At 75.0% G+C, this 23831-nt stretch carries 9 protein-coding genes; 4 read left to right on the forward strand and 5 right to left on the reverse strand.

Annotated elements, in window-relative coordinates:
* The 3 genes from BG482_RS45825 to BG482_RS44105 all read right to left on the reverse strand — a co-directional run.
* The coding region (locus tag BG482_RS45825) for an SDR family NAD(P)-dependent oxidoreductase (protein ID WP_069771358.1) at positions 1–15701 on the reverse strand (15701 nt) is incomplete at its 3' end.
* Positions 15698–17284: an AMP-binding protein gene (locus BG482_RS24895; RefSeq protein ID WP_069771359.1), complete on the reverse strand. Its 1587-nt coding sequence runs from the start codon at positions 17282–17284 to the stop codon at positions 15698–15700. The genes BG482_RS24895 and BG482_RS45825, both read right to left, overlap by 4 nt.
* Positions 17285–17322: 38 nt before the next feature.
* Positions 17323–17577 (reverse strand): acyl carrier protein, encoded by a 255-nt coding sequence (locus BG482_RS44105; RefSeq protein ID WP_069771360.1) that lies wholly within the window; start codon positions 17575–17577, stop codon positions 17323–17325.
* A 318-nt stretch (positions 17578–17895) separates the two neighbouring features.
* On the opposite strand from BG482_RS44105, the gene BG482_RS24905 reads away from it, so the two are divergent.
* Both BG482_RS24905 and BG482_RS24910 read left to right on the forward strand, forming a co-directional pair.
* On the forward strand, positions 17896–20106 hold the full coding sequence (locus tag BG482_RS24905) for an alpha/beta fold hydrolase (RefSeq protein WP_069771361.1): 2211 nt from the start codon (positions 17896–17898) through the stop codon (positions 20104–20106).
* Complete coding sequence (locus BG482_RS24910; protein WP_069771362.1) at positions 20103–20849, forward strand: class I SAM-dependent methyltransferase; 747 nt, start codon at positions 20103–20105, stop codon at positions 20847–20849. Before BG482_RS24905 ends, BG482_RS24910 begins: the two co-directional genes overlap by 4 nt.
* 114 nt (positions 20850–20963) lie before the next feature.
* Here BG482_RS24910 and BG482_RS24915 read toward each other — a convergent pair whose 3' ends face one another.
* Positions 20964–21680 carry a PIG-L deacetylase family protein gene (locus BG482_RS24915; protein ID WP_069771363.1) on the reverse strand — a complete coding sequence of 239 codons (717 nt, stop codon included), beginning with the start codon at positions 21678–21680 and terminating at the stop codon, positions 20964–20966.
* A gap of 246 nt (positions 21681–21926) precedes the next feature.
* Here BG482_RS24915 and BG482_RS24920 point away from each other — a divergent pair, with 246 nt between their 5' ends.
* Both BG482_RS24920 and BG482_RS24925 read left to right on the forward strand, forming a co-directional pair.
* Complete coding sequence (locus tag BG482_RS24920) at positions 21927–22334, forward strand: DUF3224 domain-containing protein (RefSeq protein WP_069771364.1); 408 nt, start codon at positions 21927–21929, stop codon at positions 22332–22334.
* A gap of 113 nt (positions 22335–22447) precedes the next feature.
* Positions 22448–22813, forward strand: coding sequence for a VOC family protein (locus tag BG482_RS24925; RefSeq protein ID WP_069771365.1), 366 nt, complete (start codon positions 22448–22450; stop codon positions 22811–22813).
* Between the two features lie 73 nt (positions 22814–22886).
* Here the strand turns inward: BG482_RS24925 and BG482_RS24930 are convergent, their stop codons facing one another.
* Positions 22887–23819, reverse strand: a complete 933-nt coding sequence (locus BG482_RS24930; RefSeq protein WP_069771366.1) for a DUF6039 family protein — start codon at positions 23817–23819, stop codon at positions 22887–22889.
* Between the last annotated feature and the right edge of the window lie 12 nt (positions 23820–23831).

Raw genomic sequence — 23831 nt, forward strand, 5'->3', positions numbered from 1 at the left:
CGGGGCGCGACGGGCGCGGGCGCCGGCGCGGGCACGGGCGCCTCCGTCGGCGGCGGGTGTACGGTGCCCGCCTCCGCGGCAGGCTCCCCGCCCGGCCGGTGCGCGGCGCCGACCTGCGCCGGATGCTCCGCGCTCAGACAGGCGGCGACGTCGTCCAGCGTGGGGTGTTCGAACAGGACCGTCGGCAGCAGTTCGAGTCCGTAGTGGTCGTTGACGCGGACGATCAGCTCGCTCAGCGAGATGGAGTCGAAGCCGAGGTCCATGAGCTCGACGGAGGTGTCCACCTCGTCCGGGTCGACCATCAGGAACTCGGCGGTGAAGGCGCGCAGTTGACGCCGTACCGCACTGCTCAGCGCGTCGGTGTCCGGGTGTCGCGCGCCGGTCGTGGTGTCCGTACGTGCCTCCTCTTCGCCTTCGTAGGACGGATCGGGCGGGGCCGCCGCCGGCGTGGCCGGGGACGCGGCCCGTTCCACCGGCAGCCACCGTGTGTCGGTTCCGGTCAGGGCGGCGCGAAAGACCGCGATGCCGGTGTCGGTGCGCAGCGGCGTCATCGACCAGCGCTGGGCGAACAGCCGGCGGGTGGCGTCGTCGACGTCCATGCCGCCGTCCTCCCACAGGGGCCAGCCGATCGCCACGGTGCGTCCCGAACGCTCGCCGCGTTCGCGCAGCCGCTCCCGGCTCTCGGCGAAGTCCAGCTGGAAGGCGTTGGCGTAGGCGTAGTCGGTCTGCCCCAGGTTGCCCGTCTCCCCCACCAGCGAGGCGCACAGGACGTAGAAGTCGAGATCCTCGTCGCGGGTGGCGTGGTCCAACAGCACCGTGCCGGCCACCTTGGGGCCGAACACCTCGGCCGTCTCCCCGGCGGTCTTGAGGACGGCGCGGGCGTCACGGTGCACACCGGCCGCGTGGACGATGCCGTTCAGGGCGCCGTAGCGGGTGCGGATGTCGGCGATCAGTCCGGCGACGTCCGACGCCGAGCCGAGGTCGGTCTGCCGGTACCAGACGGTGCTGCCGCCGCGCCACAGCTGCGCCGTGCGCCGTTCGATCTCCTCGTCGAGCGGCGATCGTCCGGCGAGCACCAGGTTGACGGGATCGGCGTCGGCGAGGAACCCGCCGAGGATCCGGCCGAGGGCGCCCGCGCCGCCGGTGACGAGATAGGTGCCGCCGGGGCGGACCGGCAGCGGCGCGTCCGGTGTCCCGGTCGGCGCGGGCCGCTCGGCCAGCAGCCGAAGACGGCGCCGGCCGTCGCGGTCGTGGTGGAGCTCGGTGACGCCGCTGCCGGTGCGCTCCAGTTCGTCGGCGACGACGGCCGCGATCCGGGCCGCCGTGGCGCTCTCGCCGGCCGCCTCCTCGTACGTCTCGAAGCCGATGGTCACCGCGGTGCAGCCGCTGTGCTCCAGCGCGAGCGACTTGAGCAGGGCGCCGGTCGCGGAGAACTGCGGCTGCCGTCGGGCGGGCCCGTGCGTCACTGCCGTGCGCAGCCGAACTCGCCGGTCGCGGGCGAGCAGAGCCGCCGCCGTCCACAGGAGCAGGTGCGGTCCGGCGTCGAGGTCGTCGGCGACGGTGTCCGGTCCGGGCGGTCCGGCGTCCGGCGGGCAGGCCAGGACGAGTGCCTCGGGCAGCCGGTCGCGTTCGGCGAGCCCGTCCACGAACCGGCGCAGGTCGTCGGGGGTGGGCGGCACGTCCTTGTCCGTGCCGGGCTCGCCCACGCCCGGCCGGAGGCAGTCGGCGCCCCTGCGGACGAACTCGTCGGCCAGGGCGCGGCGCACCGGTGAGTCCGGCCCGAGCAGCAGGACCCGGCGAGGGGGCTCAGCCACCGTGGACGCGTCCAGGGGACACGGCTCCAGGGCGGGGACGAGGCGGTACAGGGTGCTGGAACCCGGATCTGCGTCCCGGACGGGGAGTTGCGCGGCCGGGCCCCCCATGGTCGGGTCCGCCACCCCGGTCTCCAGCCAGTGCCGCGTCCGTTCGAAGGGATACGTCGGATACGGCACGCGCGGTACCTCGCGCCCCTCCCACAGAGCGGCCCAGTCGACGTCGTCCCCGACGGTCCAGCCCCTGGCGAGCCGGGCGAGGGCCGGCGCCGGGTCCGTCGCGCGGGCGTCCCGCAGCAGGGCGGAGTCGGGACCGTGGCGCAGGCCGCCCTGGCCGGGGGCGGCCCTGCCGACGACGAGGCCGGGGTCCTCGGCGCGGCCGGTGTCGGCGTAGGAGCGGAGCAGGACGGCGAGCCGTTCCGTGTCGGCGCAGACCACCGCCAGCCGTTCCGGGAAGTGGCGGCGGCCGGTCTGGCTGGTCCGGGCGAGCGAGGCCGGCGTGGTCGCGGCGCCGCCCGCAGTGGCGAGGTGGTCGGCGACGCGGCGGGCGTAGGCCCGCAGGCGTTCGGCAGACCGCGCCGACAGCAGGAAGACCTGAGGTCCGGGGGCTCGCGGGGCGGTCTCGTCCGGCCGGGTGTACTCCTCGAGGATCAGGTGGGTGTTGGCGCCGCCCGCGCCGAACGAGCTGACGCCGGCCCGGCGCGGGCCGCCGTCGGGCCGGGCGGGCCACTCGGTGAGCGACCGGACCGGTTCCAGTGCCGTCGCCTCGAAGTCGATCCGGGGGTTGACCAGGTCGAGGTTGGCGCACGGCGCGAGCCGGCGGTGCCGCAACTGAAGCAGCAGCTTGGTCAGTCCGGCGATGCCCGCCGCGCCTTCGAGGTGCCCGATGTTGGACTTGACGGAGCCCACCAGGCAGGGGCGCGGCCGGCCGGCGCCGAGGGCCTTGCCGAGCGCCGCGATCTCGATCGGGTCGCCCAGGGCGGTGCCGGTGCCGTGGCACTCGACGTACGACACGGTCTCGGGCGGCACGCCGGAGTTCTCCAGGACGCGGCGGATCAGGGCGGCCTGCGCGTTGGGGTTGGGCACGGTGTACCCGCCGGTCTTTCCGCCGGCGTTCATGGCGCCGCCCTTGATCACGGCCCAGATCCGGTCCCCGTCGGCGACGGCGCGGTCGAGCGGTTTGAGCAGGACGGCGCCGACGCCCTCGCCGGGCACGAAACCGTCGGCGCCGGCGTCGAACACCTTGCATCTGCCGTCGGCGGACAGCATGTTGAGGGCGCTCAGCGACACATGGTGGGCGGGGTGCAGGATCAGGCTCACGCCACCGGCCACGGCGGTACGGCACTCGCCGCGCCGCAGGCTCTCGCAGGCCAGGTGGACGGCGGTGAGCGAGGACGAGCAGGCGCTGTCCACGGAGATGCTGGGGCCCTGGAAGTCGAAGAAGTACGACACCCGGTTGGCGACCGACCAGTGCGCCGAATGCGCGCCGGACAGCCGGCCCTGCGGCCAGCCGGTGGCCGCGAGCTGCCCGTAGGTGCCGTACATGACCCCGACGAAGACGCCGGTTTCCGGCTCGTGGGTCTCCGGGCCGAGGTGGCCGTTCTCCTCCAGCAGGTTCCAGGCCGTCTCCAGGAACAGGCGTTCCTGCGGGTCGATGTGCGCGGCGTCGCGGCCCAGAATGCCGAAGAACGCGGGGTCGAACCGGTCGATGCCGTCCAGGAAGGCCCCCCAACGGCTGTACGTGTGCTGGGGTGTGCCGCGACGGGCGTCGAACGTCGGCCGCCAGTCCCAGCGTTCGGCCGGCACCTCGCTGAACGATGCCGTGCCGGCGGCGAGGTTGGTCCAGAACGTGTCCAGGTCGGGTGCGCCCGGGTAGCGGCCGCTGACCCCGATGACGGCGATGTCGCGGGAGGCGGCGGGCGCCGGCGGCGGCACGGGATCCGGACGCGGCGTCACGGAGGCCGACGCCACGGGGGGCGAAGCCGCCGCGGACGGCATCCCCCCTGCCGATGACATGGACGACGGGCCAACGGCGGACGGCAGCGCGGCGGACGGCTCCTCCGCGGCCGGCGGCGCGGCGGACGGCGTGTGCGGGTGCGCGGGCGCCGGGGCGAGCAACGCGGCGACGGCGGGACCGTGTTCGTCGGCGAAGTGATCCGCCAGCTGCGCGATCGTCAGCTTCTCGAACAGCAGCGTCGCGGGCAGTTCCCCGAGGTCGTCCTCGAAACGGTTGATGATGCGCAGGCTGACCAGCGAATCGACCCCGTAGTTCTCGAAGGTGACCTCGTCCGCGAGCGCGTCGGGATCGAACTTCAGCACCTCGGCGAAGACATCGCGTACATACGCGCGCACCCGGGCGCCGTCGGTCGCGGCGGCCGCCGCGACCGGCCCCGAGGCCGCCCCGGCCACGAACACACACTGGTCCAGGCGCTCCACGGGAGTACCCGGCGCGCCCAGCGTCCGGACCGGCCCGAAGCCGCTTTCGGTCAGCGCCCGGCGCCACTGGTCCGGTCCCAGCAGGGGCGCGTGCGGGAGCCTGCGCTCCGCGTCCTGGAAGGCCCACCAGCCGGGCGTCAGTCCGAAGGTGAGGGTGAGGAAGTCGGAGGTCCGGGTGACCTCGTTGACCAGCACGCTGCCCCCGGGCGCCACCAGCTCGCGCACATGCGCCAGCGTCCGCCCGATGTCGGCCGTGGCGTGCAGCACGTTGGTGGCGAGGACCAGGTCGTACCCGTGCGGGGTGAAGTGCTGTGCCGCGGAGGGGCGTTCGATGTCGAGGGTGCGGAAGGACAGGTAGGGGCGGCCTGGCCCGAACTCCCGCTCGCCGTGTGCGAGGAAGGCGGGCGAGACGTCCGTGTAGGTGTACGACACCGGCGGGAGGTCGTCCGTTGCGCGCAGGGCCTCGTCGAGAGCGTCGAGGACGAACGTCGTGCCCGCCCCCGTCCCCGCGCCGATCTCCAGGATCCGCAGCGGTCGGGCGGGGCCGTCGGCCGGCCGGTGGCGCCTCAGGGCGGCCACGGTCTCGGCCGCCATGAGCCGGTGGTGGTGATCGGACAGCGGCTGCCCCCGGTACACGGATTCGACCAGATCCACGGATCCGCCCGGGAAGAGCACGTCCGTGGGCGGGCGGGAGCCGTCGAGCACTTCGGGCAGGGCGTCGACACAGCGCCGCAGCAGGGTGACGTGCGGGCGCATGGCCGGATGGCGAGCGACCAGCTCCTGCTCGCCGACGCCGTCGTGTCCGGACCTGCGCAGCAGGGCCGCGACGGCCTGGAGCAGCCGCCCGCCGGCGCTCTTCTCGGGATGCCGGCCGGTCCACCGTGCCAGGACGGCGTCGGGAGAGCCGTCCGTGCCGAGCAGCCGTGCCCGCAGCAGGGTCGCGGCGAGCCGCTCCAGCTCGGCGAATCCGGCGCGGGACCGCGCCAGGGGGTCCGCGGAGTCGTCCGGTTCGGCGCCGAGGAGGGCGAGTCCGTGCGGGGCGCCCTTCACGACGACCGCCTGGGCGAGGCCGGCCCCGAGGACGCCGGTCAGCGCCTCGATGCCCTCGGCGGGCTCCAGCGACCCGATGCCGAGCTCGGCGAACCGCTCGACGCGGTGCTCCTGCGCGACTGCGCCGACGCTGCCCCAGAAGCCCCAGTTGACCACGAGGGCGGGGAAGGACCGCTCGCGCAGGTGCCCGGCGAAGGCGTCCTCGAACGTGCTGGCGGCCGCGTAGTTGGCCTGTCCCGGTGCGTCGGTGAAGGAGATCGCCGAGGAGAAGCAGGCCAGGAAACCGGGCGGCTCGTCCTCGAGCGCGGCGGCCAGCGCCACCAGACCGTTCGTCTTCACCGTCAGGACGTTCAGGAAGGCGTCCTCGTCCATGGTCGCGAGCGTGCGGTCGCGCAGCACCAGCGCGCTGTGGAAGACACCGTCGACGCGGCCCACCCGGTCGCGTGCCTCGGCGACGATCCGCCGTGCGTCGGCCGGATCGGAGACGTCGCCGCGCACGTAGACGGTCTGCCCGCCCAGCGCGTCGAGTTCGGCCAGCCGCGCACGCACGGTGTCGTCCTGCGGGCGGCGGCCGACCAGTACCAGACGCGCGTGGTGGGTTCGGGCCAGGTGGCGGGCGAGCGCCGTGCCGACGCCTCCCGTGCCGCCGATCACGACATACGCACCGCCGTCGCGGAACGTGTGGCCCGTGGCGGCCGCCTGCCGCGCCGGCGCCGGGGCCAGCCTGCGCACCAGTCGGCGGGCGCCGCGCAGGACGACGAGGGGTTCCGTGCAGGGTTCGGCCGTCAGCCGGTCCGCCTGCTCTGCCGGTGAGGAGGGCTGCGGCGGCAGGTCGACACAGCCCGCACGCCACTTGGGGTACTCGGCGGCGGCCGACCGGGTCAGCCCGATCAGACCGGCGCTGTGCGGCTGCGCGGGTCCCCGCTCGTCGTCGGCGACCGCGCCGCACAGGGCCACCTTCAAGGTGAGCCGCCGGCTCCCGGCTCCGCGGGCGAGCAGCGTCCTCAGCAGCCGGAACAGGCCCAGCGTGGCCGCGTCGGGGGCCTGTTCGGGCACGGCCTCGGCGGGGTCGTGCAGGGCGAGCCAGTAGACCGTGTCGGGCACACCGTCGGGCGCCTCGAACGGTGCGGCGCCGTCGGCCGGAAGGGCGATCGCGGTCACCGGCTCCCCCGCGCCCGCCAGGGCCTCGGCGAGGGGCCGGGCGGCGGACGTGTGGAACACCCAGGTCGTCCGCCCGTCCGGGAGCGCCGCCCGGTCCACGGGCCCGGCGTCCCGCAGGCGCGGGACGAGGATCTCGGTCTTCGGCGGTCCGGACGCCCGATCACCCGCTGCGGCCGCCACCGGCAGCGGCCGCAGCGCCACGCCCAGGAAGGACGCGCACACGCGGCCCTCGGGGTCCGTCACCCGTACGGTGAACGTGGCGCCGTCCCGTGTCGCGTGGGCGCAGCCGCGCCTCGGCAGCGGGGCCCGCACCTCCAGCGCCCGCAGCGCGAAGGGGACGAGCGGGGCGCCGCCGGTGTCGCGGGCCAGCGTGGTGAGGGTCTGCAGGGCAGCGTCCAGGACGGCCGGGTCGAGGGGCCAGGACGACTCCTCGCCCACCGGTGTGCCCGGGGCGCGCAGCACGCCGAGCGCCTCGTCGGCGCCGGCCCACACCCCCTCCAGGGCCTGGTAGGCGGGCCCGTAGACGAGACCTCCGGCGGCGAAGGCGGCGTACAGGTCCTCCCCCGGATGCCAGGAGGGACAGCGGTCGCGCACCTCCCCGACGGGGACCCGGCCCGGCGCCCCGCCCTCGTCGGTGAAGGGCTGTACGCGGCCCCGGGCGCACGGCGTCCGCTCCGCGTCGCCGCCCGTCAGTTCGAAGATCAGTCCGCCCGCCGGATGCTCCTCGGTCGTGACCCGGACGTCACGGGCGACGGCCGCGTCGACCGGGCGCAGCCACTGCACCTGCGAGACGCGCACGGGCCCGGTGATCCCGTGCCGCGCGGCGGCGCGTACGGCGAGCGACAGGCCGGCGACCCCCGGCAGCACGGCGCGGCCGGCCAGCCGGTGGTCGGACACGACGCGGTCGTGCGGGCCGAGGGCCTGGGTCAGCGTGCCGGGGTCCGCGGGCGGGCGCGGGGTGCCGGTGTCCGGTCGGCCGCCGGACACCCAGTGCCGGTCCGGCGCGAAGGGATAGGCGGGCAGCGGCGTCCGGCGGGCGCTGCCGGGCGGGTGCAGGGCCGCCCAGTCGACGGCGCCGCCGTGCACGTACGACTCGGCCAGACGCCGGAGTTCGGACTCGCCGGTCGCCGGTGTGTGCGTGTACGGCGCCGCGCGGCCCGCGGCCGCGCGCAGGGCGCGGACGAGCTCGGCGCGGTCCCGTACGACGAACGCGGCGCGCAGTGGGAAGTGGGTGCGGCCGACGCCCAGGGTGAAGGCGACGTCGGCGAGGGCGGGCGCCGGTGCGTCCTCGGCGCCGAGGGCGTCGGCGAGGCGGGTGACGATCCGTTCCAGGGCGTCCTGGTCGCGTGCCGAGACGGGGATCAGACAGGCCCGGCCGGTTCCGTCGGGGGCGGAGTTGCGGGCCGGGGCCTCGGCGATGACGGCGTGCGCGTTGGTGCCGCTGAATCCGAAGCTGCTGAGGGTGGCGATCCGCGTGCCCGTGGGGCCGGGGCGCCAGGTGTCGGTGTGGGCGAGAACGCGGAAGGGGCCCCGGGAGAAGTCGATCTCGGGGTTGCTCTCGGTGAAGTGCGGGGTGGGCGGGAGCCGTCGGTGCCGCAGCGCCAGCAGGATCTTCAGCAGCCCGGCGATGCCGGCGGCCATGGTGGTGTGGCCGATGTTGGCCTTGACCGAACCGAGCACGGGCGGCTCCGCGGGGAGGTCGCCGTCGGTGCGGAACGCGTCCTGGAGCGCCTTCACCTCGATGGGGTCGCCGAGCGAGGTGCCGGTGCCGTGGGCCTCGACGAGCCCGATGTCCGCGCCGGTGACGCCGGCCGCGCGGTGCACACGGCGCAGCAGTTCGGTCTGGGCGGCGGCGCTGGGCGCGGTCATGCCGTTGGTGCGGCCGTCGCCGTTGACGCCGGTGGCCTTGATGACGCCGTGGATGTGGTCACCGTCCGCCACTGCCTGGGCCAGCGGCTTCAGTACGACCACGCCGACGCCCTCGCCGAGCACGATGCCGTCGGCGCGCGCGTCGAAGGGGGCGCTGGTGCCGGTCGGGGACAGCATTCCGGCGTTGCTGCAGCGGATGTGCAGGCGCGGAGTGAGCATCAGGGCGACGCCGCCGGCGAGGGCCGTGCGGCACTCACCGCGGCGCAGGCTCTCGCAGGCCAGGTGGACGGCGGTGAGGGAGGAGGAACAGGCGGTGTCGACGGCCAGGGTGGGGCCGGTCAGGTCGAGGAAGTAGGAGATGCGCGCGGCCAGCACGGACGGCGAGGAGCCGAGGAAGGCGTGCCCGGTGTCGGCCTGTCCGGCCGCCGCCAGGAGGTCCTGGTAGTCGCCGGCGCCGCAGCCCACGAACACCCCGCAGTCGCGGGTGCCGCGCTCGTTCGGCCGGTCGGTGCCGCCCGCGCCGTGACCGGCGTCCTCCAGCGCCTTCCACGCCTCCTGGAGGAAGAGGCGCTGCTGCGGGTCCATGGCCTCCGCCTCCAGCGGCGAGAGCCGGAAGAATCCCGGGTCGAACTCGTCCACCCCGCGGATCAGGGCGGCCCACCTGCTGTCGGTGCGGTCGGCGACGGACCGGTCCGGGTCGTACCAGCGGCCCACGTCCCAGCGCTCCGGCGGGACCTCGGCGATCTCGCTGCGCCCGGCGTCCAGGTTCCGCCAGAAGGCGTCGAGGTCGTCGGCTCCCGGGAAGCGGCCGGACATGCCGATCACGGCGATGTCGGCGGCGCCGACCTCCGGTTCGCCCGGCGAGCCGGCCGGTTCGGGGTCGGGATCGGAGCTCTGCTCCTCCTCGCCGGGTACGGCCTTCGTCGTGGCCGGGGTACGGCGCGGTACCGGGCGCAGGGTCACCAGGCCGGCCGAGGGGGTGGACGCGGCGGACCCGGCAGTGCCGACCGGCATCGGCGCCGGCGGGCGGGGCGCGGGCTTGCTCGCCGGGGTGCGCGAGGCGGCGGGTGAGGGGGCGGGCTGCGGCGCGGGGGCCGGAGCGGTGGCGGTGCGCGGGGCGCCGGGGTCGCCGGACGCTCCGGGGCTCGCCTCGGCGGCGCCACCGGAAGGGTCCGTCCCCGCGGGGACGGTGTCCCGGGGGCCGGCGTCAGCCGGCGCCCCGGGGGCGAGGGCCGCCCGGTGCAGGGCGGCCGTCCGGTGGCGGGCCGTCATGAGAGCGGCCGTCATCGCGGGCACGGTCGGGTGGTCGTAGACCGCGACGGCCTCCAGACCGGCGCCGTGCCGCTCGTTGAGGCCGCGGACGACCTCGACCGCGCCGATCGAGTCCAGTCCCATCTCGGCGAAGGTCCGCTCGTCGTCGATCTCCTCCGGACGCAGGTAGAGCACCTGGGCCAGTGATGCGACGACGTCCGCCCGCACCTGTGCCTCGAAAGGTCCGGATTCGGCTTCCGGCACCGGCGTCACCTCCGGCGGGAGCGCGGGCTCCGGCTCCTTCGCCGTGGCGCTCCCGGCCCCCCGGAACGCCTCCACCCGGGCGAAGTGGCCCCTGACCCGGTCGCGGGCCTCGGTTCCGAGCACCTCCTCGTGCATCCTGACCTCGCGCCCGACCACCTCGTCCAGCCGGGCCAGGACCCGGCCGGCCAGCTCCTGCTTGAGCCGGCGCACGGCGCCCTCCGGCCGGGTCGCGAGGGCTCGGGCGCGGTCCAGCGCGGCCGGCAGCACCTCGTGGCCCGGCAGGACCGTCACCATGGCGCCGTGGCGGTGCAGTTCGGCGCCGGTCAGGGACCTGCCGGTGAGCATCATCTCGTCCGCGAGCGCCGAGCCGAACCGGCGTTCCAGGACATAGGTCGCCCCCATGCCGGGGGTGAAACCGTAGGTGACGAAGTTGGCGCTGTAGACGCTCTCCTCGGCCAGCAGCACCACGTCGGCGTACAGCCCGAAGGCGAGTCCGCCGCCGGAGGCGTGTCCGTCGATCGCGGCGACCACGGGCCGGTCGCAGCGCAGCAGTCCCTCGTACACGAACGCCTGGTCGGTGAAGCGCCCGTCGCCGTCCGCCAGCGTCTCCAGGGCCTCGGCCGTGCCGCCCATGCTGAACACGCCGTCGGAGCCGGTGACGATCACGGCCTTGACGTCGGTGCGCGCGGAGACCGTGTCGAAGGCCTCGCGCAGGTCGCGCAGCAACCGCTCCGTGAACATGGGCGAGTGCATGCGGATCAGACCGATCCCGCCGTCCAGGACGACGAGTTCGGCACCGTCGTCGCGACTGGGGGGTGCGGAGGCGGGCGCGCCGGGAATGCCCGGGACCGGGGCTTGGGCGGAGGCGGAGGCAGGGGCCGGGTCTTCGGCCGGGGTCGGGGTCGGGGCTTGGGCTTGGGCTTGAGCCGGGGCCGAGGCCGGGGCTTGGGCTTGGGCTTGAGCCGGGGCCGAGGCCGGGGTGGGCGTCGGGGTCGGATCGCCGACGGCGACGGTGACGGGTGCGGAGGCCGGTGCTGCTTCCCGGTCCGTGGCCGTCCTCCCGGCCCAACCGCCGGGCCAGCAGCGCTCCTCGCGGAAGGGGTAGCCGGGCAGCGGGACGCGGCGGGGACGGGGGCCGTCCGCCGTGTCCGGCTCGGGCCTGTCGGCCTCGTCGCTCTCGCCCGTGACCCAGCGGCGCGCGCGGTCCTCAAGGGAGGATCCGGTGTCCTTCGCCGCACGGGCGGGCGGCGCGTCGCTCGACGCGGTCCCCCGGTAGGCGCGCGGTCCCGGTTCGGCGCCCTTCACCAGGCGCTCCAGCGCCGCCCGCAGCTCCGGGACGCTGTCGGCGACGACCGCGAACCGGACCTGCATCGCGGGACGGCCCACCCGGAGCGTGTGGGCGAGATCGTCGAGTCTCGGCAGGCCGTGCCCGCCCGTGCGGGCCGCCGCCGCGGCCAGGCCGGCCCAGGTTCCGGCGGCTTCGTCCAGGGTGGTCCCGGAGTGCACCGCCGCCGCGAACTCCTCGGCGGCGTCCGTCTGTTCGGGCCCGGTGTGTGCGGCCAGGTCGTGGGCCAGGGCGAGGAGGGCGGCGGGGTCCAGACCGAGGTCCTCGAAGGTCTCACCGCCGCCGAAGGACGTCTCCGGCACCGCGAGGCGCCGGGCGACGAGGGAGCGCATCAGCGCGGGCTCCTCCGTGACGACGCCAGGGGGCCGTTCCTCGTCCGGGGTGAGAACGGCGAGCAGGGCTGACGCCCGCTCCCGCAGGGCCTCGTCGTCCTTGGCGGACAGCACGAACAGCCGGGGGCCGCGCGGCGCGGCACGGGCCGGGACCTCGGGCGGCTCCTCCAGCACCAGATGGGCGTTGGAGCCGCCCGCGCCGAAGGAACTGAGCCCGGCCAGCCGCCGGCCGCCGGACGGGCGCGGCCACGGCGCGGCACTGCGCTGCACCGCCAGCCTGCCGTCGCCGAAGTCGAGGTGCCGGTTGAGCGTGTCGGCGTGCAGCGAGGGCGCCAGGGCGGCATGCCGGAACTGCAGGAGCACCTTGGTGAGCCCGGCGATGCCGGCCGCGCTCTCCAGATGACCGATGTTGGTCTTCACCGACCCGATGGCCACATGTTCGGGGCCGGGGGTGAAGGCGGCCAACGCCGTGCGCAGTCCCTCCAGTTCGATCGGGTCGCCGAGCGAGGTGCCGGTGCCGTGGGCCTCGACGTAGCCGAGGGCGCGCACGTCGGCGCCGGACTCGCGGACCGCGTCGGCGACGAGCGCGGCCTGCGCGGTCGGGCTGGGCACCGTGAACCCGCTGGTGCGGCCGCTGTGGTTGAGGCGGGCGGAGCGGATGACGGCGTGCACGTGGTCGCCGTCGGCGAGGGCCCGGTCCAGGGGCTTGAGGAGTACCGCCCCGACGCCCTCGCCGGGCACGTACCCGGTGCCGCCCTCGCCGAAGGCGCGGCACCGTCCGTCGCGTGACAGCCAGCGGCCCCGGGCGAGTTGGAGGTACTTCTGCGGGTGCGGCATGACGTTGACGCCGCCGGCCAGCGCGAAGGTGCTCTCGCCGCGGCGCAGGCTCTCCACCGCGAGCTGCACCGCCGTCAGCGACGAGGAGCACGCGGTGTCGACGGCGATGCTGGGGCCGTGGAGGTCGAAGGTGTAGGAGACGCGGTTGGCGACGGAGGAGTGCAGGGCCACCGGGGCGGTCTCGTCGTCGGGGTCCGACACGAACTGGAAGTGGTTCCACATGACGCCGGCGAAGACGCCGACCTGTTCGGCGGTGAGGGACTGCGGCGGATACCCGGCGTCCTCGAGCGTCTGCCAGGCGATGGTCAGGAACAGCCGTTCCTGGGGGTCCATGCGCTCGGCCTCCCGGCGGGAGATGCCGAAGAAGAGCGGGTCGAAGCGGTCCATGCCGGTCAGGAAGCCGCCCCAGCGGCCGTAGGTGCGGCCGGGCCGGCCGGGCTCGGGGTCGAAGAGCGCGTCGTGGTCCCAGCGGTCCGGCGGCACCTCGGTGACACAGTCCCGGCCGGCGGCCAGGTTGGACCAGAAGGCGTCCAGGTCGGCGGCCCCGGGGTAACGCCCGGCGACACCGACGACCGCGATGGGTTCGGGGGCCGTCCGGGCGTTCCGCCGGACGGCGGGGGCGTCGGCGATCGCATGGTCGGCCACGGGTGTGAACAGTCCCGTCGTCAGCGGTCCGGCCGGGCTCCCGACGGTGTGCACGGCGACCAGCCGGGCCGGGGTGCCGGGATGGGCCAGGCAGCGGTCCAGCAGGTCCAGCGCGGCCCGGGTGGGCAGGGGTCGCATTCCGGACTCGGCGGAGCGGGCGAGCGCGGCGGCGTCGGCGCGCATGCCGCCCTCGGCCCAGTAGGGCCAGGCGAGGGACAGGGTGCGTCCGGTGCGGGCCGGGTCGGCCGCGCGGTGGCCGGCGAAGGCGTCGAGGAAGGCGTTGGCGTAGCCGTACGCGCACTGGCCGGTGTGGGGCAGCACCCCGGACAGCGAGGAGAACAGCACGAACAGGGCCGGGTCGCTGGGGGCGGTGGCCCGGTCGAGGTGCAGGGTGCCCGCCAGCTTCGGGGCCAGTACGGCGCGCGTCCCGGCGGGGTCACGGCGGAAGTGCAGGGCGTCGTCGGTGCGGCCGGCGCAGTGCAGGACCGCGTCGATGCGGCCGTACAGCTCTCGGCACCGGGCGGCGACGGCCTCGGCGTCCTGGCGGCGGGAGACGTCCGCCTGCACGTAGTGTGCCTCGCCGCCCCGTGCGGCGCAGCGGTCGAGGAGGGCGGCGACCGTGGCGTCGAGCGGCCGTGTCCCGCACAGCACCAGGCGGGCCCCGCGGGTGCCGGCCAGGTGTTCGGCGAGGTGCGAGCCGATTCCGCCCGCTCCGCCGGTGATCAGGCAGACGGCGTCCCGCGGCAGTGCGGAGGTGTCCGGGCCGTCGAGGGTGTGGGGGGCGAGGCGGCGCACATGGCGCTCGCCGTCGCGGTGCCTGCTCTCGCTGTCCTCGCCGCCGTCGGCCGCTTCGGCCAGCAGGATGCCGGCGAGTTCCCCGGCGTCCGGCGCGCCGACGACGAGCGTGCTGCGGCAGCGCAGGGCCGGGTTCTCCGCGGTGATGCCGCGAGCCAGGGCGCCGACCGCGCTGTGCTGCGGGGCGGCGTCCTCGTGCTCGGCGCGGAACAGGAAGCGGAGCTCGCGGGGGGCGTCGGCCGCTCTGCCGGCCAGTGCGCCGGCGAGCGCCCAGACGACGTCGTATCCGTCGGCGGCGTCGGCGGAGGGGCCGGGCGCGGGTGCGGGGCAGACGGCGAGGACCGTCGGGGTGGCGCCCTCGGCGGCGAGTTCGTCCAGCAGGCGGGCGAAGTCGGCGCGGCTGCCGGTGGGCAGGTGCCAGGTGTCGGGCCCGGTCCGCTCGTAGGCGAAGGCCGGCAGCACGTGCACCGTGCGCCGTCCCGGGGCGGCGCGGTGGCGCAGCGCCTCGGGCAGCGCGGGGTCGCTGGTGACGACGAGCAGGTCGCCCGGCGTTCCCGGGGCGCGGGTCGTGGCCAGCGGGACCCAGCGGGGGGTGTAGAGGCCGGGCCGGGCGCCGGGCTCCGGCGGCGGTTCCTCGGCGGCGGCGTCCGCCGAGAGGCTCGGCGCCGCCGCGACCTGATCGCCGTTCGGCAGTGTGATGGTGTGCCGCTGGGCCAGGTGGCGGGCGACGGAGGCGACGTCCGGGTGCTCGAAGAGCAGCGTCGGGTAGAGGCGGCCTTCGACTGCCTCCTCCAGTTCGGCGCTCAGTGAGAGCAACGCGACCGAGTCGAGGCCGAGTTCGTAGAATCCCCGGCGGGGGTCCACGGTGTCCGGGGCCCGGCCCAGCAGGCCGCCGACGAGGGTGCGGATGTGGGTGACGAGCCGCTGCTCGGTGTCGCCGCCCGTCGTGTCCGCGGGGGCCGGCCCGTGGTCGGCGCGGGCGGTCACCGGGGTCTGCTTGTGCGGCGGGGTCTGCTCGTGCGGCGCGGCCGTGGTGTCCAGCAGCCGTGTGATGAGTCCGGCGTGCCGTACCCGCTTGCAGCTCAGCTTGGTGAACTTGGCGACGAAGCGGCCCTGTTCGTCGTGGATCAGGCAGTCGTTGTGCATCAGGTCGCCGGAGGCGGCGACGGTCTCCGGCGTGGGAACGTGCACCCAGCAGGGTCCGGTCACCGCGCGCGGGGCGCGGAACTCGGCGATGTGGACGGGGATGAACGGGTCGGGTCCGGGCGGGGTCCGGTGGCCGAAGGCGACGAGGGTGGCGGCGTCGAGCTTCGCCGGGTGCAGGTGGAAGGCGCTCTCCAGGTCCCGGGAGCCGGGGTCCAGTTCGAGGCGGGCCAGCAGGCCGCCCGTGTCGAGGCGGTGGAGCCGGCCGAAGCCCATCATGGGCGGGCCGTGCTCGATGTCCTCCGCCCTGGCCTGCCGGTACAGCTCGGCCATGTCCCGGGTCGGCTCGGCGCGGGTGAGCAGGGCGCGCGGGTCGATCGGAGGCGGCGGTGGTTCGTCGGTGAACTCCAGGCGGGCCGAGAAGTGCGGCCGCCACCGGATGCCGTCGGGCGCCGCCGCCGGGTCCGTGCCCGGCGCCATGACCGCGCCGGCCGCCTCCACGGGGCGGGCGCCGGCGGCGTCGGGGGCGCCGATCGTGATGCGGACGGTGAGGTCGCGTCCCGGGGCGGTGGCGATGGGCTCGGCGAAGAGCACGTCCCGCAGCACCGCGCGCTCGACGTCCAGGTCCTGTGCGCGCAGGATCCGGTACACGATGTCGAGGAAGGTCGCGCCCGGCATCACCGACACCTGGTGGATGCGGTGGTTCTGCATGATGAAGTCGTCGTGCGGCAGCGAGAGGTGACACTCGATCGGGTCGTTCACGGCGTGGCTTCCCCCTCGTGTCCGAGCCGGCGGACGGCGTCCTCGCGCAGCAGGGTCCGGTCCGTCTTCCCATGGGCGTTCAGCGGTGCGTCGGGCAGCCACCACAGGTGGCGGGGCAGCATGTAGGGCGGCAGACGCTCGGCCAGCCGTTCGGCCAGCCTCGCGGTGTCGGGCTCGGGATCGCCCAGCACATAGGCCGCGAGACGGGCGCCGCCGGGTGCGTCGAGGGCGAACGCGACGGCCTCGGCGCCGGAGGCCTCGCGCAGGGCGGCCTCCACCTCGCCGACCTCCACCCGGTAGCCGTTGATCTTCACCTGGGCGTCCTTGCGGCCGAGGTGGACCCAGCCGTGCGCGGTGGCGCGCACCTGGTCCCCGGTGCGGTACCAGCGCCGGCCGCCGTGGTGCAGGAACCGGTCCGCGTCCTGGGCCGGGTCGAGGTAGCCGCGGAACATCTGGGGCCCGGTCATGACGAGTTCGCCGGCGCCGTCGGGGGGTGCGCCGTCCGGGGCGAGGAGCATCGCCTCCATGCCGGCGTTCGGGTCACCGATGGGGACGGTGGCGCCGTAGCGCGGATCGGACAGGTCCTGGTCCGGATGCCAGCGGAACGCGGTGCAGGCGATGGTCAGTTCGGTGGGGCCGTAGATGTTGTCGAGGACGCCGTCGGGCGCGGCGCGCTGCCAGTAGCGTGCCGTGTCCACCAGCAGGGGCTCACCGGCGAACACGGACTGGCGCAGCCCGGCGAGACTGCCGGGAGCGAGCCGGTCGGCGCGTTGCAGGCCGCGCGCGAGGCTGGGGGTGCTGTGCCAGACCGTCAGCCCGTACCGGCGGACCCAGCGTGCCGGGTCCAGAGCCTGCAGGCGGGACAGCACGCACACACAGGCGCCGCCGGCCCAGGCCGGGAAGATGTCGCACATCGCCAGGTCGAAGGTGGTCTCGTGGACCTGGCTGAACCGGTCCTCGGGGCGCACGGCGTAGCGGGAGAGCGAGGCGGCCAGGAACGCCGACACGTTGCCGTGGCTGACCGGGACGCCCTTGGGGGTGCCGGTCGAGCCGGAGGTGAAGAGGATGTAGGCGATGTCGTCGGGCGTCCCGGCAGGCGGCTGCCAGGCGGTGGCGCGGCCGGGCTCGGAGAGGTCGCCCGCCGTCAGGACGCGGGCGCCGCCGACGGCGCTGGGCAGCTTCGCGGGCAGAACCGCACGATCCGTGCTCGGCGCCAGTACGACGTGGACGGGCGCGGACTGCACGAGCCGCGCCACCTGTCCGACGGCGTCCGGGGCGGCGATCACGGCGCCGCAGCCCGCGGCCCGCAGCACGGCGGCGTTGCGGGCCACCGGGTTCTCCGGGTTCAGCGGCACGGCGGGGGCGTCGGCGTAGAGGGCCGCGAGCAGGCCGAGGTACGCCTCGGGGGTCTTCGAGGCGAGCACGGCGACGGGAGCGGCGGGTTCACCGGCGGTGCCGACGGCGGCGGCCCAGGTGCGGGCGACGGCGTCCGCCTCGGCGTAGGTCCAGCTGCGGTCGAGGATGCGCAGGGCGGGGCCGTCGGGGTTGCGGGCGAGGCCGTCGGCGAACCACTCGTGCAGCATCCTGGCGGAGCGCGGCCGGGCGCCCGGCTCACCGCCCGTCACCGGTTCGCCAGACAGCCGCTGACCACGCGCCACAGGTCGGCCGGGGTGGCGAAGCTGGCCGGCACGAGGGCTCCGTCGGGGAACTCGATGTCGTAGGCGTCCTCCAGACGGGCGGAGAGGCCGACCATGCCGAGGGAGTCCAGGCCGTGCGCGGGCAGCGGGACGTCGGCGCGCAGCGGGGCGGTCGGGGGGTAGTCGGTGAGTGCGGCCCTGACCAGCTTCTCGTAGGTCTCGTCCCAGTTCGTCGCCACGGTGCGCCTCGTCCTTCTCGTCGTCGCCGGGGTGGTGCCGGTATGCCGGGTGAGCGGTGTCGGAGTGCACGCGCTCGGAGGGTTCCGGGGAACGTCGCGGAAAGAGCGTGCGGGCCCGGTCGGGAGAAAATCCGGCCGCGGGGATGCTAACGACGGAATTTCCGCCGCCGCAAGGGCCTCCGGGTACTTTTTCGGCGTGCGCACTATTGAGCAGAATTACGGCCCGTATAGAGCGGAACATCGGGGGTCTTCAATTTCGTTTCGAGTCCCCGGGAATCACCCGCCGGCGTCGCCCGCCGGCACGGGAGGACGTTACGCATGCCGCAGCGTGTGCTGATCGCCGGTACGTCACCGCTCCTCGCCGGCCGGCTGGCCGCCCGCTGCCTGTCGGCCACGGACTCCGCCGCGGGCGCCGACGTGGTGCTGCTGTCCGCCCCGGGGTCCCGCCCCGGGGCGCCGGCGCCGGACCGGCACGGGCTGGCCGCGTTCGTGACGCGGTGCGCCGCCGGTGAACGGACCCCGGCCGGTCAGGGGCCGCCCACGGCCGGCGCTTCGGCGAGGCCGCCGCACGACGCCCCCGGCGGGAAGCGGCTGACGGTGGTGTGCGTCGAGCCGGACGCCGTCGCCCGCGAACTGAAGGCCTGGACGGCGGACCAGGTGTGGTGCGTGGCGCCGGGCTGGGACCGTTCCCCGGCCCGTGGGGCGCGCGCGGACTCGGCGCTGGCCGGGACGCTGCTCGCCGCGCTGCCGGGCCTCGGGGCGAGCCGGTACGTGCACGTGGGCCCGGACACGACAGCGGACGAGGGCCCGGCGCGCCGCTCGTACCGGGACCTGGAACGCCTGACGGTGGAGACGTGCCTGGACGCCGGGGTGCCCTGGCGGGTGCTGCGCACGCCGCCGGCCATGGACGCCCGGGCGTCGGTTCTGGGTGAGTGCCCGCCGGGTGCGCACCGGCTGCTGTGGGCCCTGCACTCGGTGCGGACCGAGATCGAGGACCGCGTGCCGGACTGGTTCGAGCGGCATCCGCTGCGGGTGGCCGGCGTGGCGGGACTGGGCCTGACCCTGCTGACCGCGGAACAGGCCGCGGGGGAACTCTGGCGGGCCGGCGGCACCGGCGAACTGCCCGACGGCTTCGCGACGGTGCCCCGGCCCGCCCCGGTCCCGCTGGCCGACGTGCTCGCCCGGGCCGGGGCGGTGCACGGCATCGACGTACGCCCGGTACCGGACCGGGAGGACTTCGGCGCCGCCGACCGTCTTCTCGACCTCCGGCTGCGCGACGTGCTCCGCCAGGCGGTGCGGCTGCGCAACGCGGCGCCGGCGTCCACGGGCACGCCTCCGCCGGGTGCGGCCCGGTCCGACTCCGACGCGGCGGGGTCCGTGACGACCCGGACCGACGCCGAGAACGCGTCACCGGCGGCCCGCACGGTAGCCGCCGACGCGGCGCCGCACTCCCGGAGCCACTCCGCCACGACATCGGCACCTGCGCCGCAAGCCGGTCCCGCGACGGCGGACGCCCCGCCCCCTCCGCTCTCCGCCGCCGACCAGTGGGAGCTGTTCGGCGCGGTCCGGGCCCATCGGTCGCCGCCGGACACGGCGCGGGGCGAGACGGCTCTGCGGCGCCGGGTGCTGGAAGTCGCCGGGCGGCCGCTCGTGCTGTTCGAGGGCGGCGCCGGCGAGGGCCCGCCCCTTCTGGTGCTGAACGCGCTCGGGCAGGGCCCCGGCTTCCTGACGCGGCTGTGTGCGCACCTGGCCCCGCACCATCGCCTCGTCACCTGGCAGGTCCGCGGCACCGAGCGGGAGGATCCGGCCTGGGGGATCCGGCACCAGCTCGACGACATGAACGCGGTGCTGGAGGCCGTCGGCGCCGAGCGCGCCCATCTGATCGGCTGGTGCACCGGCGCCAAGATCGCCACGGCCTTCCAGCAGCACAGCCCCCGAGCCGTCGCCTCCCTCGTGTTCCTGAACGCCACGTTCCGGCAGAACGGCCGCTGGGACGGCATGGACACCAAGTACGAGTCCGACCTCGCGGCGGTGTGCCGCGCACTGGACCGCAGGCCGCACAAGGCCACCCGGATGCTGGACCTGCTGGCGCCGGGCGCGGCGGGCGGCAGGGGCAGTCCCGGAGCCCCGGACGCGGGGGTGCTCGGGGTGTTGAGCCAGGCGCTCGCCGACGAGGTGCGGCGGCCCTTCCGGGACGCCGAGGTGCTCGTGCGGTACGCCCGTCAGCTCGTGGACCTCTGGCGGCTCGACTCGGCGGCCCAGGCGCCGCGGGTGGGCGTGCCGGCGTTGTTCGTGTCGTCGGAGTTCGACGGCATCTCCTCCCCGATCCGGGCCCGCGAGGCCGCCCGGTGCTTCCCGCACGCGCGGTACGCCGAGCTGGCCGTCGCCGGTCACTACGCGCCGCACGACCGCCCCGCACTGGTGGCGGAGCTGATCACGGAGTTCGTCCGCGCGCCGGAGGAGGTCGCCGACCTCGTGCGGTACGCGGAGATCACCTGGCACATCGACATGGAAGGGACTGCGCGGTGACCGAGGCCAAGGCCTTCGACCGGGTCGCGGACGACTACGACCGGATGCGGGGCGGAATGGAACGCGGCAGGCAGGCCGCGGCACAACTGGCCGGGGACCTGACTCCGGGCACGGTACTGGAGGTGGGCGTCGGCACCGGCATCGTGGCGACGGGGCTGGCCGAGCTCGGCCACGAGGTGTACGGCGTCGACGTGTCCCTGCCGATGCTGACGCGGGCCGCCGAACGACTCCCGGGGCGGGTCACCGCCGGGGACGCGCGGGCTCTGCCGTTCGCCGACGGCACCTTCGACAACCTGGTGTTCACCCACGTCCTGCACCTGGTCGGCGACATGCCCCGGGCGCTGCGCGAGACGGCGCGGGTGCTGCGCCCCGGGGGGCGGCTGCTCGCGGTGCACGGGGACCCCAAGGCCGCCCCGGACGAGCTGGTCGCCGTACTGGACCGGCTGGCGGTGCTGCAACCGCCGCGCCCCGACACCCCCGAGCGCCTCGACGCGGCCGCGCGGGAGGCGGGCCTGCAGCGGCTGCGGCACCGGTTCGACCCGGACTACGAACGGGCCACGACCCCCCGTCAGCTCCTGGAGAGCATCGAACGCCGTCTCCCGCCGTATCTGTGGAACGTGGACGACGAGACCTGGGCCCGGGTCGTCGAGCCCGCGCTGTCCGCTCTGCGCGCCCTGCCCGATGTGGATCGCCCCCGGCTGCAGCAGTGGCACGTGCACCGGAGCGTGTACGTCAGGGGCTGAGCCGTCGGCGACCGTGCCCGGGGCCGGGGACGACGGGGCGGGCGCCCCCTCGTCCCCGGCCCCCGACGCAGGGCCCGGTACCGGTCGGCGCGGTACCGGTCAGCGCGGTACCGGTCAGCGCGGTATCAGTTCGAAGGCGATCGCCGGCCGGCCTCCGAAGCGGGCCCCCATCGCCCGGGCCAGGCCCAGCAGCGGGCCGCGGACGTCGGTGACCGGGGGCTGCATGGCCGCCAGATAGCTCGCGTGGGCTTCCAGGGAGGCCACCGCCCGGTCGATGTGGTCGGTGACGTCGACGGCGTGGGTGGGCCGGGGAGAGTTGGAGACCGCCACGTAGCGCACGCCCTGCCAGGGACCCGGCCCGTCGTCGGGGAAGATCCAGCGGTTGGCCGCGTCGCCGACCGCGTCGAGCAGGGCGCGGCCGGTGTTGCGGTGGTCCGGCGAGTTCCAGCGTCCCGTCGAGGTGTGGTCGTGGTGGCAGAAGCCGAGCACCAGTTCGGGACGGTGGCGGCGGATCGCGGCGGCGAACTCGCGGCGCAGCTCGGCCGAGTATTCGATGCGGCCGTCGGGATGGTCGAGGAACTCCACTCCGCTCGCCCCCACGGCCGCCGCGCCGGCCCGCTGTTCCGCCTCGCGGACCTCGGCGGCCTTCTCCGGCGCCATCGAGTCGATGCCGGCCTCGCCCCGGCTGGCCACCAGGTAGGCGACCGACTTCCCGGCCGCGGTCCAGCGCGCCACGGCGCCCGCGGCGCCGAATTCCATGTCGTCGGGGTGCGCCACCACGGCGAGGGCGCGGGTCCAGTCCTCGGGCATTTCCTGGAATTCATCGCTCATAAACCGAAGATAACAGCACCCTTTCCCGTCCCGATAGGCTGGGAAAGCATTTCTCCGGCCCGGTCCGGCGGGTGCGATCGAGCGCCGGACCGGTTATCTGCCCCTTTGGGAAAATACCTCTTGCCACGAGCGGTGAAAGCTCAATAGTGAGCAGAGCCGGCGGTGTCGAGGCGCGAGGATCCGGCTGATCACCGTCGGCAGTCCGGCCACCGGTTCGCCGAGGTCCCGCGAGCGAGAGGACAACGCATGCAGACGCAGTCGACCAGCACCATGACCTGGGATCCCTGGCAGCCGGCCCCCTATGAGCAGACGGAGGGCGCTCCCGTGCTGATGCACGGCCAGGTGGCCAACCACTACCGGGGGCAGCTCGAGGGCGAGGGCGTCCAGCAGGTCCTCATCGCCCTGTCCCCCGGCGGGGCGAGTGCGTTCACCGCGCTGGAGCGGGTGACGGGCCGGATCGGCGACCGCAGCGGCAGCTTCGTCCTCCAGATCACGGGCGCCACGGGCGGCGGCACGGCCAAGGCCACCCTGGAGGTGCTGGAGGGCTCCGGAACAGGCGGGTTGACCGGTTTGCGGGGAACCGGCACCTACTTCTGCGACAACCCCGGCCCTGACGGCCATGCGACGGTCACGCTGGACCACTCCTTCCAGTAGTCCCGGCGATCCGCGTGCACCCGGACAGGTCAGGGCCTAGGCTCGCGAACGCCGGAAGTGCACGCGGAAGTTGCACGCCGAGACGACCATCGTCCTGAGGAAGGAAACCTTTCATGTCCCCCATTGGGCAGCTGGCAGCGGTCACTCTCGACGCGCCGGACCCGAAGGCGCTGGCCGAGTTCTACAGCGCCGTGACCGGATGGCAGACGCTCTACTCGAGCGAGGACTTCGCCTACATCGGCACCCCTGACGGGTCCAGCCGCATCGGTTTCCAGCGGGCCGAGAACCTGAAGCAGCCCTCCTGGCCCGGTGACGACAAGCAGATGCACCTCGACTTCAGCGTCAGCGATCTGGGCGAAGCCGTGGAACGGCTGACCACCCTGGGTGCGACCCGGCCGGAGCACCAGCCGGGCGGCGAGAAGTGGGTCGTCCTGATCGACCCGGCCGGTCACCCGTTCTGCGTGACCACCATGGCCTGACACCGGCTCCGCCGGGTACGCAACGAGGGGGCCGCGGCACTCGGACGAGTGCCGCGGCCCCCTCGTTGCGTTCTCAGTCGCCCCAGTACTGCGGCGTCAGGCAGCCGTCGTGACCACTGCCCTCCAGCATCAGACTGTCCCAGCGCCCGCCGCCCTGCTCCTTGGACACCCAGTCCTGCATGTACGTGGCGCGCGGCGCCGTGGGGTCGGTGCGGGCGTCGATACCCATGAGTTTGTACATCGTGCCCAGCGATTTCATGTGGATCAGGAAGTGCATCCGCTCCATGGTCCCGAACAGTTCCTCGAAGACCAGCGCGGTGGCGTCGCCCCCGGAGTTGAGGTTGGTGTTCTCGGCGACCGTACGGGCGAACAGGCGTGCCTCGGCCCGGTACTTGTAGCTGAAGTCGACCACCCGGTGCATGATCACCCCTGCGGTGGCCGTGTTCAGCAGCTGGTCGGCGGGGACGGAGGTCTGGTGCCGCGCGGGCAGCACCTCGAACCAGGGCTCGTCCCGGTCGGCGGCCAGCGGGCTCATCGACGGGTCCTGGGCCATGGTCTGGGTGGCCGTGCCGAACATGCCCCAGCGGTGCGGGAACATCATGGTCTCCCGCACCGTGCCGGGCACGAACGCGGCCTGCCACTCCTCGGCCTGACGGTCGGAGACATGGCCGCCGAGCACGCCGTCCCGGAAGTCGCGGGCGCCCCCCATGTGCAGCAGTCGTTCGTAGTCCTCCAGGGACCGGAAGTGGATCAGCCAGTGCAGGCGGTCCTTGACTCCGAAGGTCTCCTCGTAGACGAACACGGTCGCGAGGCCCGGATGCTTGGCGTTGACGAACTCCGCCGCCTCCCGCGCCATGCGGCGCGCGCCGTCGCCCTGTCCGGCGGCGATCTGCGCGACCCGCTCCACGACGACGCCGGCGTTCGCGGAGTGCAGGATCCTGTCCGCGGGCTGCGTGGTCTGGTGCCGGGCGGGCGGGACACTGGGCGTGCCGCTGTCCACGGTCATATGGCTCTCCTC

The sequence above is a fragment of the Streptomyces sp. LUP30 genome (assembly GCF_001746365.1).
GTDB lineage: Bacteria > Actinomycetota > Actinomycetes > Streptomycetales > Streptomycetaceae > Streptomyces.

What these genes read in the sequence shown, in the direction of transcription:
- BG482_RS24895 (WP_069771359.1), bottom strand. Translation starts at nt 17,284, where the DNA reads ATGCTGCACGAGTGGTTCGCCGACGGCCTCGCCCGCAACCCCGACGGC.
- BG482_RS24905 (WP_069771361.1), top strand. Translation starts at nt 17,896, where the DNA reads ATGCCGCAGCGTGTGCTGATCGCCGGTACGTCACCGCTCCTCGCCGGC.
- BG482_RS24915 (WP_069771363.1), bottom strand. Translation starts at nt 21,680, where the DNA reads ATGAGCGATGAATTCCAGGAAATGCCCGAGGACTGGACCCGCGCCCTC.
- BG482_RS24920 (WP_069771364.1), top strand. Translation starts at nt 21,927, where the DNA reads ATGCAGACGCAGTCGACCAGCACCATGACCTGGGATCCCTGGCAGCCG.
- BG482_RS24925 (WP_069771365.1), top strand. Translation starts at nt 22,448, where the DNA reads ATGTCCCCCATTGGGCAGCTGGCAGCGGTCACTCTCGACGCGCCGGAC.
- BG482_RS24930 (WP_069771366.1), bottom strand. Translation starts at nt 23,819, where the DNA reads ATGACCGTGGACAGCGGCACGCCCAGTGTCCCGCCCGCCCGGCACCAG.